Raw genomic sequence first — 11,916 nt, 5'->3', positions numbered from 1 at the left:
CGAGGGGCGGCACTATCATCAGCATTCGTGCGGCGGCGCTCCGGCAGGACAAGCTGTTTCTTCGTCTTCGGAAAGAGAGTACGGTACGACGCGGTTTTCCCGCCCGAGCCCGCTGCATAACCATCAATATAGGGAGCAAGCCCATGCAGACCATCGACATTCTTGCGCAGAGAGGCGGCCTCGACTCGCCTGTCGGCGAACCGTGGGACGACATCCTGCGGATGGCTGGCAAGGCGGTGTGCCGATGAGCAGGACAGGTTCGCTGATTTTCGGCCTTTCGGCGCTGTGCATGACCGCGACAGGGCACGCGGCCGATCTGCGGCCCGGGCTGTGGGAATTCCGCTCGACGCGGATGAACATTGGCGGGCTGCCCGACATGTCGTCGCAGATGGCGCAGATGCAGCAGCATCTGAAGAGCCTTCCCCCGGACATGCGGCGTATGGTCGAGCAGCAAATGGCGGAGCGCGGCGTGAGCCTGGGCCGCGATGGGACGGTGCGCAGCTGCATTTCGCCGGAGCAGGCGAAGCAGGACAACATCTACTCGGGCAAGACCGAGGGCAACTGCACGCTGGGCAACGTGACAAAGACCGGCGACAGCGTGACGGGACGCCTGACCTGCACGCAGCCGCAAGCGACCGGCGACTTCGCGGCGCGGGTCAGCAGTCCGGAACACTTCACGACGCGCGTCAATATGAGATCGCCGCAGGGCGACATGCAGATGGAAACCGAGGCTCGCTGGCTTTCCGCACAATGCGTGGCTCCGCAGCGTGCGTTGCCGCAGGCCGCGCAATAGGCGCGCCTGCCGTCACGCGGTTTGTATCGTTATTTGACCGAGATTTGACCGAGTCGAGCAAATTGGAAGAAAACTTCTTCATCGATCCCGAAGCCATCGTCCCGGCCGGGCAGGACCCGGAAGGCGACGACGCGCTGCTCGACGTCGCCCGCGAGTTGCACGCCTACCTGCAGGGCTTCGGCGCCCGGCTGGTGCACAACGAGGGGGCGGTCGCGATCGAGGTCGCCGGCAACGTCGAGGCCGACGGCCGCCGCTATCCGTTCCGCCTCGTGCCCGAACGCTGCGTTCTCGCCCGCGTCCAGAAGTGGCGCAAGCTCACTGCCGAGCGCCATCTCGCGCTGGTGCGCGAGCGGCTCAACGAGGCTTCGGTCGCCGAGTTCGAAGGCGAGGTGCACCGTTTTGTCGCGCGTGTGCTGCGCGAGGCCGAGGCCGAGGGGCTGGACGGGGCGCGCTTCCTGCGCGCGCTCGAAACCGGCAAGGAGCTGGCGAGCCGGCGCTTCCGCATCGTCGAGGACCGGCTCGCCGAAGCGTCGTCGCGCCGTCGCGCCGAGACGCTTGCCGAAGTCGCGCGTGGCACGGTCAAGCTCACCCGCTACCCCGAGTCGTTCGAGACCGCGTTCATGATGCGGCGCCGCTTCGTCGCAATCCTCGGGCCGACGAACTCCGGCAAGACGCATCAGGCGATGGAAGCGCTCGCGCAGGCAGCGACGGGAGTGTACCTCGCGCCGCTGCGCCTGCTCGCGCTGGAGAACTACGAGCGTCTCGCCGACCGCGGCGTCGCGGTGAGTCTGGTGACCGGCGAAGAGCGCCGCATCACGCCCGGCGCGACGCACGTCGCGAGCACGATCGAGATGCTCGACACGTCGCGCACGGTCGAAGTCGCGGTGATCGACGAGATCCAGATGCTCGAGGACCTCGAGCGCGGCTCCGCGTGGACCGCTGCCGTGTGCGGGGCGGCGGCGAAAACGGTCTATCTGCTCGGTGCGCTGTCGGCGCGTCCGGCGGTCGAGGCGCTCGCCGAGCGCCTTGGCTGCGAGCTCGAAGTGACCACGCTCGCGCGCAAGTCGCCGCTCGAGATGGCGCCGCGCGCCGTGGGCAGCATCGGCCAGCTGCGCCGCGGCGACGCTGTTATCGCGTTCTCGCGCCGTGACGTGCTCAACTGGGCGACGAACATCGCTGCAGCCGGGTTTCGCGTCGCGACGATCTACGGCAACCTCTCGCCGGAAGTCCGGCGCGCGCAGGCGCAGCGCTTTCGCGACGGCGAGGCCGACATCGTCGTCGCGACCGACGCGATCGGCATGGGACTCAATCTTCCGGTCGCGCGCGTCGTGTTCTCCGCCGCGAAGAAGTTCGACGGCATCTCCGAGGACATCCTGGCGCCGTGGCTCACACACCAGATCGCCGGCCGGGCGGGGCGTTTCGGCCTGCACGAGGCGGGGCTGGTGGCCGGATTCGACGACCACACCCACCGCATCATCTCCCGCCTGATGCGCACGCCCGCCGACCCGTTGTCGAACCGCGGCTTCTACGTCACCCCCTCGCTACGGCACGTGAAGAGCATCGCCGCGGCAACCGGGGAGCGTACGCTGGCGCGGCTGCTCGAACTGTTCTCGCGCAACATCGACCTCACCGATGATTTCTTCCTCCCCGGCGACCTCAGCGAGCAGACCGAGCGCGCGCAATGGCTCGACTCCCTGCCGCTGTCGCTCGAGCACCGCTTCACGCTGTCGCTCGTGCCGGTGTCGACGCGGGTCGAAACGCTCAATCAGGCGTGGCAGGGCTGGGCGCGGGCGCTGGCGAAGGCGCGTAGCTCGCATCTGTCGATCGAACCGGTCGGCGACATGCGCTATGCGTTGCAGGCGGCCGAGGACGCGTGCAAGAAGTACTCGGCGTACGCGTGGCTCGGCTACCGCCTGCCCGATTACTATCCCGATGCCGAAGCGGCGGTGGCGCTCGCCCGCAGCATGTCGGAGACGGTGGACGAGATGCTCGCCCGCCAGCACGGCCGGCGGCGCGACGAGAGACGCACGCCGACTCCCGCCCGGCGCGTTCGTCGCGGCCCGGCTTCGCGAGGCGATCGACGAGAAGGGCGGACGCGCACCGGGGGATGAGCGGCATTTGCACGGGCCGTCGGATGTGTCCGTCTGCATTCGACTTGCATTGAACGAACGAACGCCGTCGCGTTGGCTGCCCCGCATTTCCTGATGGAAGGCAAAAAGTTGTGTTTACGGCTGATTGGTCCCATCAAATCCACTGCCATTGTTCCGCCCGTTTTGGGCCGTCCCGTCGCGGTTGCTTCCAGCGCGCCTCCCGCTGCCGCCGCTGCCGCGGCGACGGCAAACGGCTACGCCTGATCGCCTCGTGCTGGCTGGCAGTATGTAGTCGTCGAACACAGCGAAGCGGAGATCGTTGATTCGGACGGGCAGGGATCCGGCTCCTGGTCTATTTTCATGTTTGCCCGTCCCCGAGTTGACGCCTCGCCACTCGTGGCAATACAATGTTTCGAAAATAGTGGAAATATAGAAACATGGACCAGAAATCAGCCCTTGCGGTGTTCGAGAGTCTCTCGTCCGGAGTGCGGCTGGATGTGTTTCGACTGCTCGTCAAGGCGGAGCCGACAGGTGTCGTCGCCGGCGAGATCGCTTCTGCACTGGACGTCGCCCCGAGCAGCCTGTCTTTCCACCTGCGCACGCTCACCCAGTCCGGCCTGCTCACCGTGGAGCAGGAGGGGCGCTTCCTGCGCTACCGGGCGAATCTTTCGCTGATGGCCGAAGTCATCGGTTTTCTCACGGAAAACTGCTGCGCCGGCGTCCCCGGGCGCTGCGCGGCGATATGCGATGCCGAGGCGCAGCTCGCAGACTGCGCCGGCAGCTGCAGTGCCGGTACGGAGCCCCGGACATGAAAGTGCTGTTCCTGTGCACCGGCAACTCGTGCCGCTCGATTCTCGCGGAAGCCACGTTCAACGCGCTCGCCCCGCAGGGGCTGGAAGCGCTCAGCGCCGGCAGCCGCCCCGCGGGCTCTGTCCACCCACGCGCGCTCGCGCTGCTCGCGCGCGAAGGGATCTCCACCGAAGGGCTGTCGAGCAAGTCGTGGGACGAACTTCCGGTTACGCCCGACATCGTCATTACCGTGTGTGGCAGCGCAGCCAGCGAAACCTGCCCGGCCTATCTCGGACCGGTCGAGCGCGCGCACTGGAGCGTCGAGGATCCCGCCGAGGCGAGCGGCAGCGATGCCCGGATCGACGCCGCTTTCGAACATGCCTACCGCACGCTGCGCACCCGCATCGAAGCGTTTCTCGCGCTTCCGGAAAACCTTGCCCGACGCGATCCGGCCGCCTTCCGCGCGGCGCTCGAGCGCATCGGGCACATCGCTGCCTGACCCCGTAGAACTTTAAAGGAATCCGTCATGACCACGATCCAGATTTTCGATCCCGCGCTGTGCTGCAGTTCCGGCGTGTGCGGCACCGACGTCGACCAGCAGCTCGTGAACTTCGCCGCCGATGTCGAGTGGGCGAAGCAGGAGGGCGTCGCGATCGAGCGCTACAACCTCGCCCAGCAGCCGCTCGCTTTTGCCGGGAACGCGGTAGTGAAAGGCTTCCTCGAGCGTTCGGGCGCCGACGCGCTGCCGCTGGTGCTCGTCGACGGCGAAGTGGCGCTCGCGGGGCGCTACCCGAACCGCAGCGAGTTGTCGCGCTGGTCGGGAGCGAAGGCGAAGCTCACGCCGTTGCCGGCGAGCGAGTGCTGCAGCGGCGGCCGCTGCTGCTGAGCGCGGGAATCGTGATGCGCTTCCTCGACCAGCCTCCGCGCTACCTGTTTTTCACCGGCAAGGGCGGCGTCGGCAAGACTTCGCTCGCGTGTGCGACTGCGATCCATCTCGCGGGGACCGGGCGCAGCGTGCTGCTCGTCAGCACCGACCCCGCGTCGAACGTCGCGCAGGTGTTCGAACAGGAGATCGGCAACCGCATAACACCGCTGACGGCCGTGTCCGGCCTGTCGGCGCTCGAGATCGACCCGCAGGCCGCTGCGCGGGCTTATCGGGAGCGCATCGTCGGTCCGGTGCGCGGCGTGCTGTCCGAGGCCGTCGTGCGCAGCATCGAGGAACAGCTGTCCGGCGCGTGCACGACCGAGATCGCGGCGTTCGACGAGTTCACCGGACTGCTCACGGATGCGGCATTGACGGCCGGATTCGACCACATCGTGTTCGACACCGCGCCGACCGGCCACACGATCCGCCTGTTGCAATTGCCGGGCGCATGGTCGGGTTTCCTGCAGAACAATACCGACGGGGCGTCCTGCCTCGGCCCGTTGGCCGGGCTCGACAAGCAGCGCGAGCAGTACGGCGCGGCGGTCAGCGCGCTCGCCGACCCGGCGAGCACGCGGTTGGTGCTCGTCGCACGGGCGCAGGCTTCGACGCTGCGCGAAGTCGCCCGCACGCATGACGAGCTCGCGGCAATCGGCCTCGCACGGCAGTTCCTCGTCATCAACGGTGTATTGCCGGCGGCGGAAGCGGCTGCGGATGACGCGTTGGCGGCAGCGGTGCTGCGGCGCGAAGCGGCAGCGCTCGACGAGCTGCCGGCCGGGCTGCGCGACCTGCCGACCGACCGCGTGCCGCTGATGCCGTTCAACCTGGTCGGCCTGCCGGCGCTGCGGGCCTTGCTCGACGACGCCGAGGCGGCAACGGCGGCGTCGGCCCCGGCAGCTGCGCCGGACGATCGGCCAACACTGCCGGACTTGGCGAGCGTCGTCGATGAACTGGCCCGGGATCGTCACGGACTGGTGATGCTGATGGGCAAGGGCGGCGTCGGCAAGACGACGCTCGCGGCGGCGATTGCCGTCGAACTCGCGCAGCGCGGCTTCCCGGTGCATCTGACGACGTCGGACCCGGCAGCGCACCTCGCGGACACGCTCGACGGCTCGCTGCCGAACCTCGCCGTCAGCCGCATCGATCCGCAGGCGGAGACGGAACGCTATCGCCGCCATGTGCTCGACACCCGCGGCGCGAGCCTCGACGCCCAGGGCAGGGCGCTGCTCGAAGAAGAGCTGCGTTCGCCCTGCACCGAAGAGATCGCGGTGTTCCAGGCCTTCTCGCGCGTCATCGGCGAGGCCGGGCGCAAGTTCGTGATCATGGACACGGCGCCGACCGGCCACACGCTGCTGCTGCTCGATGCGACCGGAGCGTATCACCGCGAAGTGGCGCGCCACATGGACAAGAGCGGCGTTGCGCAATTCACGACGCCGATGCTGCAGCTGCAGGACCCCGCGCAGACGAAAGTGCTGGTCGTGACTCTCGCCGAGACGACCCCGGTGCTCGAGGCCGCGAGCCTGCAGGCCGACCTGCGCCGCGCCGGCATCGAGCCGTGGGCGTGGATCATCAACAACAGCCTGGCCGCGACGACGACCGCTGCGCCGATACTGCGCCGGCGCGCCGGGCAGGAATGGGCGCAGATCGAGGCGGTGCGCGAGCATCACGCGAAGCGGCTCGCGCTCGTCGCGATGCAGGCTGACGAGCCGACGGGAATCGGGAGGCTGCGGGCGCTGGCGGGAAGTCATGCGAATTGAAGGGAGGCAGCGATCGTCATGTCCGCGCAGGGTGAAGTGATGGCGAAAAACGAGGCGGACGTTCCGCTCGGGCGATTCGAGCGTTACCTCAGCGTCTGGGTGTTCCTGTGCATCGTCGCGGGCACGGTGCTGGGGCAGGTCCTGCCGGCGGCCGCCCAGGCGGTGGGGCGGCTCGAAATCGCGCATGTCAATATCCCGGTCGGGGTGCTGATCTGGGTGATGATCGTGCCGATGCTGATGAAGATCGACTTCGCGTCACTGCACGAAGTACGCGCCCAGGGGCGCAGCATCGGCGTGACCCTGTTCGTCAACTGGGCGGTCAAGCCGTTCACGATGGCGCTGCTCGGCTGGATCTTCATCCGTCATGTGTTCGCGCCGTGGCTGCCGGCCGAACAGCTCGACAGTTACGTCGCCGGGCTGATCCTGCTCGGCGCCGCGCCCTGCACGGCGATGGTTTTCGTCTGGAGCAACCTGTGCCGGGGCGATGCGAACTTCACGATCAGCCAGGTCGCGCTCAACGACCTGGTGATGGTGTTCGCCTTCGCACCGATCGTCGCGCTGCTGCTGGGCGTGTCATCGATTCCGGTGCCGTGGGAGACGCTGTTCCTGTCGGTCGTGATGTATATCGTCATCCCTCTGGCGATCGCGCAGTTCGTGCGCCGGCGCCTGCTGACCCGCGGGGAGCAGGCTTTCCGTGACGCGATGGAGCGCATCGGCCCGGTTTCGATCGTTGCGCTGCTGGCGACGCTGGTGTTGCTGTTCTCGTTCCAGGGGCAGGCGATCATCGAGCAGCCGCTCGTCATCGCGATGCTGGCGGTGCCGATCCTGCTGCAGGCAATACTCATCGCCGCGCTCGGCTACTGGCTGAACCGCAGGCTCGGAGTCGCGCACCGCGTGGCCGGGCCTTCAACGATGATCGGCGCGTCGAACTTCTTCGAACTGGCGGTCGCGGTCGCGATCGTCCTCTACGGCTTCGACTCGGGGGCAGCGCTGGCGACCGTCGTCGGCGTGCTGATCGAGGTGCCGGTCATGCTGTGGCTGGTGCGCATGGTCAATGCGAGCAAGGGCTGGTACGAAGCGGGCGCCGGGGCCGGGAGTCAGGATCCGGTTTTCCGGGGCAATCCATGAAAGCCATTGTGCTGGCCGTGGTGACCGGCGCCGTCCTGCTGACCGGCGGCTGCGCCGTCTTCACCGTTGCCGACGCAGCGGTGTCGGTCGTCGCGACGACGGTGAAAGTCGGCGCCAAGGTTGTCGGCGCGGGCGTCGAAGCGGCGCTGCCCGATGACGACGACGAGGACGACTGAAGCGCCGGCCCCGGGCCTCGCGAAGTGGGAATGGAGGCCGGCGAAAACATCGTCCCGTCCCGCGCGCGGCGTCGGGAAAACAGATTGCTTCGGCCCGGCCCCGGTGCTACTTTCGGGAACGCAAAAGCCGGATCGGCGAACGGATACGCCCGCAGCCGGACCCCCTCGGCGCCAGGCCGTCGACAGCCCGTTGGCGATGCTCGTAGTCCCGAAAACGTGTCACAGCCCGGAGGAAATCCTCGATGTGGAAATCGCTTCACATTGACCCCGCCAAGTGTACCGGCTGCCTGCAGTGCGAAATGGCATGCTCTTACGAACACACCGGCGTCATCAATCCCAGCAAGTCGCGCATCAAGGTCTTCAGCTTCGAACACGAGGGGCGCAAAGTGCCCTACACCTGTACGCAGTGCACCGAAGCGTGGTGCCTGCACTCCTGTCCGGTCGATGCGATCCGGCTCGACCTGACGACCGGCGCGAAGATGGTGTTCGAAGATACCTGCGTCGGCTGCAAGGTCTGCACGATCGCCTGTCCGTTCGGCACGATCAACTACAACCAGGACACCGGCAAGGTGCAGAAATGCGACCTGTGCGAGGGGGATCCGGCGTGCGCGAAAGCCTGCCCGACCGCGGCGATCACCTACATCGATGCCGACTGGACGGGCCTCGCGCGGATGCAGGCCTGGGCGGCGAAAGCCAACACGCCGGCCTCGGCGGCTTGAGAGGAGCGGACATCATGGGATGGAATCGCAAGATCCTGCGGGTGAACCTCGCCGAAGGCACGTGCACGCCTGAGCCGCTGAACATGCAGTGGGCCGACGAATACCTCGGGTCGCGCGGGCTGGCAACGAAATACCTCGTCTCCGAGACCGATCCGAAAGTCGATCCGCTGTCGCCCGACAACAAGATGATCATGGCGACCGGCCCCTTGACCGGCACGATGGCCTCGACCGGCGGGCGCTACACCGTGGTCACGAAAGGACCGCTGACCGGCGCGATCGCCTGTTCGAATTCCGGCGGCTTCTTCGGCGCCGAGATGAAGTTCGCCGGCTGGGACATGGTGATCTTCGAAGGCCGCTCTTTGAGGCCGGTGTACCTCTTCATCGAGAACGAGCGCGCCGAACTGCGCGACGCTTCCCACCTGTGGGGCAGGAGCTGCTGGGAAACCGAGGAGACCCTCCGCGCGCAGCACCAGGATCCGTTGATCCGCGTGTCGTCGATCGGCCGTGCGGGCGAGAACCAGGTGATGTTCGCGTGCATCGTCAACGACCTCCATCGCGCGGCGGGGCGTTCGGGCGTCGGCGCGGTGATGGGTTCGAAGAACCTCAAGGCGGTCGCGATCCGCGGCACGAAAGGCGTCTCGGGCATCCGCGACTTCCCCGGGTTCATCAAGGCGACGAGCGAGGCGAAGAAAGTGCTCGCCGGCAACCCGGTGACGAGCGAGGGCCTGCCGAAATTCGGCACGCAGGTGCTGATGAACGTCATCAACGAGATGGGCGCGCTGCCGACGCGCAACCATCGCGACGTGCAGTTCGAGGACGCGTCGAAGATCTCGGCCGAGGCGATGCACGAGAAGCGCCCGAGCGACGGCAAGCCGCAGCTCGTGACGAACGCCGCATGCTTCGGCTGCACGATCGCGTGCGGCCGCATCTCGGCGATCGACAAGACGCACTTCACGGTAAAGAACAACCCGAAATACTGGGGCGCTTCCGGCGGGCTCGAATACGAGGCGGCGTGGGCGCTCGGTGCGGCGAACGGCGTCGGCGACCTCGAAGCGCTGCAGTACGCGAATCTGCTGTGCAACGAGCAGGGCATGGACCCGATCTCGTTCGGTGCGACGGTCGGCGCGGTGATGGAGCTGTACGAGATGGGCGTGCTGACGCCGGAGCAGCTCGGCCTCGACGCGCCATTCGGCTCGGCCGAGGCGCTGGCGAAGCTCGCCGAGATGACCGCGACCGGCGAAGGTTTCGGGCGCGAGATCGGCCTCGGCTCGAAGCGCCTGTGCGCGAAATATGGTCACCCCGAGCTGTCGATGAGCGTCAAGGGCCAGGAATTCCCTGCCTACGACTCGCGCGGCATCCAGGGCATGGGCCTCGCGTACGCGACGTCGAACCGCGGCGCATGCCATTTGCGCGGCTACACGGTCGCCTCCGAAGTGCTCGGTGTGCCGGTCAAGACCGACCCGCACGTCATCGAGGGCAAGGCCGAACTCGTCAAGGCGTTCCAGGACGCGACGGCGGTGTTCGATTCGGCGGGCATCTGCGTGTTCACGTCGTTCGCGTGGACGCTCGCCGACGTGCAGCCGCAGATCGCCGCGGCCTGCGACGGCGACTGGTCGATGGACAAGCTCGCCACGGTCGGCGAGCGCATCTGGAACATGGAGCGCCAGTTCAACAACGCGGCCGGCCTGGGCGCGCAGGACGACAACCTGCCGCCGCGCCTCACGAGCGAGCCGGCGAAGACCGGGCCCGCAAAGGGCATGGTGAATCGCCTCGCCGAGATGCTGCCCGAGTACTACGGCGTGCGCGGCTGGACGCCGGAAGGCACGCCGACGCCGGAGACGCTGTCCCGGCTGGGGCTGTCGTGACGGCAGGATGATTTGCCTGCGGCAGGCGGCGAGGTGTCCTGCCCGGGTCGCCCCGCCGCCTCCCGCTTACGCGGCCGCCCGTACGGGCCGCGCCTACCCGACGCGAACGAGGACCCCCGATGAAACACGTGATACTCGGCAACGGCCCGGCGGGCGTGATTGCCGCCGAAACCCTGCGCCGCGCCGCGCCGGCCGACGACATCCTGCTCGTCGGCAGCGAAGACGCGCCGCCGTATTCGCGCATGGCGATCCCCTACCTGCTGGAAGGAAACATCGACGAGTCCGGGACATGGCTGCGAAAGTCGCCCGGCCATTTCGACCGCCTGCGCATCCACGAGGTGCGCGGCCGCGCGGTGTCGCTCGACAGCGACGGGCGCCGCATCCTGTTCGATGACGGCCACTTCGAATCCTGGGACCGGCTGCTGATCGCGACCGGCTCGCACCCGGTGCGGCCGCCGATTCCCGGCATCGACCTGCCGGAAGTGCAAACCTGCTGGACGCTCGAGGACGCGCGTGCGATCGCCCGCTTCGCGACGCCCGGCGCGCGCGTGCTGCAGCTCGGCGCGGGCTTCATCGGCTGCATCATCATGGAAGCGCTCGCCGCACGCGGCGTCGAGCTGACGGTCGTCGAGATGGGCGACCGCCTGGTGCCGCGGATGATGACGCCGCAGGCCGGCGGCATGATCCGCAAATGGGTCGAGGACCAGGGCGTGCGCGTCGTGACGAACGCCGGCGTCAGCCGTATCGACTGCCGTGCGAGCAACGACGCACCGCTCGACGTGACGCTGTCGACCGGCGAAGTCGTCGTCGCCGATCTCGTTATCGTCGCCGCTGGCGTCGCACCGAACATCGCGTTCCTCGAATCGACGCCGGTGCATGTCGCGAAAGGCGTGCTCGTCGATGACCGGCTCGAAACCAGCGTTCCCGGCATTTTCGCCGCCGGTGACGTCGCCGAGGCGCCGGACCTCTTCACCGGCGCGCATCTCGTTGCCGCGATCCAGCCGAACGCGGCCGACCAGGCGCGCGTTGCCGCGCTCAACATGGCCGGGCACGAGACGCGCCTGAAAGGCGTGCTCGCGATCAACGTGCTCGACACGCTCGGCCTGATCTCGTCGTCGTTCGGGCAATGGTGGGGCGAGGAACCCGAGCGCGGCGGAGCGGGCGTCGAACACGTCGACGCAGCGGCGTACCGCTACCTGAGCCTGCAGTTCAAGGACGACGTGCTGATCGGCGCGACCTCGATCGGGCTCACCGAGCACGTCGGCGCGCTGCGCGGCCTGATCCACGGCAGGGTGCGCCTGGGCGAGTGGAAGAAGCGGCTGTTGCGTTCGCCGCTGCAGTTCGTCGATGCGTACATCGCGCGCTCGCAGCAACCGATGGCACTTGCGCGTTCGCAATGAAGATCGGTTTCAAGCTGTTCGCGTCGCTGACCGACTACCTGCCGCCCGGCCGGCAGGGCAACCGCGTCGAGCTCGAAGTCGAGGACGGTGCCACGATTGCGAGCCTGGTCGCCCGTTACCGGCTGCCGGAACGCGCCGTCCATCTCGTGCTCGTCAACGGCCACTTCGTGCCGCCGACGGCGCGCGCGACGCGGCGGCTTGCTGGCGGCGACGAAATCGCGATCTGGCCACCGATCGCCGGTGGCTGAATTCCCCACGAGCGGCGGGGCGACGGACG

At 67.8% G+C, this 11,916-nt stretch carries 12 protein-coding genes; all 12 read left to right on the top strand.

Annotated elements, in window-relative coordinates:
• The first annotated feature begins 244 nt into the window (after positions 1 to 244).
• Complete coding sequence (locus tag GO606_RS18265) at positions 245 to 793, top strand: DUF3617 domain-containing protein (protein WP_169117495.1); 549 nt, start codon at positions 245 to 247, stop codon at positions 791 to 793.
• Between the two features lie 62 nt (positions 794 to 855).
• Entirely contained in the window at positions 856 to 2,904 is a 2,049-nt protein-coding gene (locus tag GO606_RS18260; protein ID WP_169117494.1) for a helicase-related protein, read from the top strand.
• A 416-nt stretch (positions 2,905 to 3,320) separates the two neighbouring features.
• Positions 3,321 to 3,695 carry an ArsR/SmtB family transcription factor gene (locus GO606_RS18255; RefSeq protein WP_169117492.1) on the top strand — a complete coding sequence of 125 codons (375 nt, stop codon included), beginning with the start codon at positions 3,321 to 3,323 and terminating at the stop codon, positions 3,693 to 3,695.
• A complete protein-coding gene (locus tag GO606_RS18250) occupies positions 3,692 to 4,171 on the top strand; it encodes an arsenate reductase ArsC (RefSeq protein WP_169117491.1) in 480 nt (159 codons plus the stop codon). The genes GO606_RS18255 and GO606_RS18250 overlap by 4 nt, the downstream gene beginning before the upstream one ends.
• Positions 4,172 to 4,198: 27 nt before the next feature.
• Entirely contained in the window at positions 4,199 to 4,558 is a 360-nt protein-coding gene (gene arsD / locus GO606_RS18245) for an arsenite efflux transporter metallochaperone ArsD (protein ID WP_169117489.1), read from the top strand.
• Positions 4,531 to 6,351, top strand: a complete 1,821-nt coding sequence (gene arsA / locus GO606_RS18240; protein ID WP_425532224.1) for an arsenical pump-driving ATPase — start codon at positions 4,531 to 4,533, stop codon at positions 6,349 to 6,351. The genes arsD and arsA overlap by 28 nt, the downstream gene beginning before the upstream one ends.
• A gap of 18 nt (positions 6,352 to 6,369) precedes the next feature.
• Positions 6,370 to 7,479 carry an ACR3 family arsenite efflux transporter gene (arsB, locus tag GO606_RS18235; RefSeq protein ID WP_169117488.1) on the top strand — a complete coding sequence of 370 codons (1,110 nt, stop codon included), beginning with the start codon at positions 6,370 to 6,372 and terminating at the stop codon, positions 7,477 to 7,479.
• Entirely contained in the window at positions 7,476 to 7,655 is a 180-nt protein-coding gene (locus tag GO606_RS18230; RefSeq protein WP_169117487.1) for an NF038104 family lipoprotein, read from the top strand. Before arsB ends, GO606_RS18230 begins: the two co-directional genes overlap by 4 nt.
• Positions 7,656 to 7,897: 242 nt before the next feature.
• Complete coding sequence (locus GO606_RS18225) at positions 7,898 to 8,374, top strand: 4Fe-4S dicluster domain-containing protein (protein WP_011238651.1); 477 nt, start codon at positions 7,898 to 7,900, stop codon at positions 8,372 to 8,374.
• A 14-nt stretch (positions 8,375 to 8,388) separates the two neighbouring features.
• Complete coding sequence (locus GO606_RS18220) at positions 8,389 to 10,239, top strand: aldehyde ferredoxin oxidoreductase family protein (RefSeq protein ID WP_169117486.1); 1,851 nt, start codon at positions 8,389 to 8,391, stop codon at positions 10,237 to 10,239.
• 119 nt (positions 10,240 to 10,358) lie between these two features.
• Complete coding sequence (locus GO606_RS18215; protein ID WP_169117484.1) at positions 10,359 to 11,639, top strand: NAD(P)/FAD-dependent oxidoreductase; 1,281 nt, start codon at positions 10,359 to 10,361, stop codon at positions 11,637 to 11,639.
• A complete protein-coding gene (gene thiS / locus GO606_RS18210; protein ID WP_169117482.1) occupies positions 11,636 to 11,887 on the top strand; it encodes a sulfur carrier protein ThiS in 252 nt (83 codons plus the stop codon). Before GO606_RS18215 ends, thiS begins: the two co-directional genes overlap by 4 nt.
• Positions 11,888 to 11,916 lie beyond the last annotated feature (29 nt).

The organism is Aromatoleum anaerobium, assembly GCF_012910705.2.
GTDB lineage: Bacteria > Pseudomonadota > Gammaproteobacteria > Burkholderiales > Rhodocyclaceae > Aromatoleum > Aromatoleum anaerobium.
This window is presented reverse-complemented; position numbering and strand designations above follow the sequence as displayed.